Annotated in this window: 1 protein-coding gene; it reads left to right on the forward strand. The window is 41.5% G+C overall.

What is annotated here, in order from left to right:
• A partial coding sequence (locus tag UF06_RS00085; RefSeq protein WP_045568618.1) for a transposase occupies nucleotides 1-241 on the forward strand: 241 nt, incomplete at its 5' end.
• Nucleotides 242-568 lie beyond the last annotated feature (327 nt).

Raw genomic sequence — 568 nt, forward strand, 5'->3', positions numbered from 1 at the left:
GGATGGGGCGAGTTGGCATACCAATGACATTGCAGAACCGTTTAGCAATGTCAGTATCATCAAGCTCCCGCCCTATTCCCCAGAGCTAAACCCGATAGAACAAGTGTGGAGCTGGCTCAGACAACACCATCTTGCCAATCAGAGTTTTACCGATTATGAGGATATCGTGGAGAAAGTGTGCAAGGCTTGGAATCGATTCTTGGACAGTACAGATAGAGTTAGCAAGATGTGTACAAGATAGTGGATTAATCTGACCAGTTAATTTTCCAGATTGGTATTAGCAAGATGTGTACAAGAGAGTGGATTAATCTGACCAGTTAATTTTCCAGATTGGTATAAACCCGATAGAACAAGTGTGGAGCTGGCTCAGACAACACCATCTTGCCAATCAGAGTTTTACCGATTATACCAATATAAGTAAAAATGTGATCTAATTGAGGCCATTCAACGATAAAACTTATTCGCTATGGACAGTCTCAATAATATCGACTTTAAAAAGCTCGCAAGCCAGCAGAAATCTATTCAGATGAAAATGAGATTGCTGGCCCTCGCTCATTTCAAAGAGGGA

The sequence above is a fragment of the Vibrio sp. S234-5 genome, assembly GCF_000960595.1.
Classification (GTDB): domain Bacteria; phylum Pseudomonadota; class Gammaproteobacteria; order Enterobacterales; family Vibrionaceae; genus Vibrio.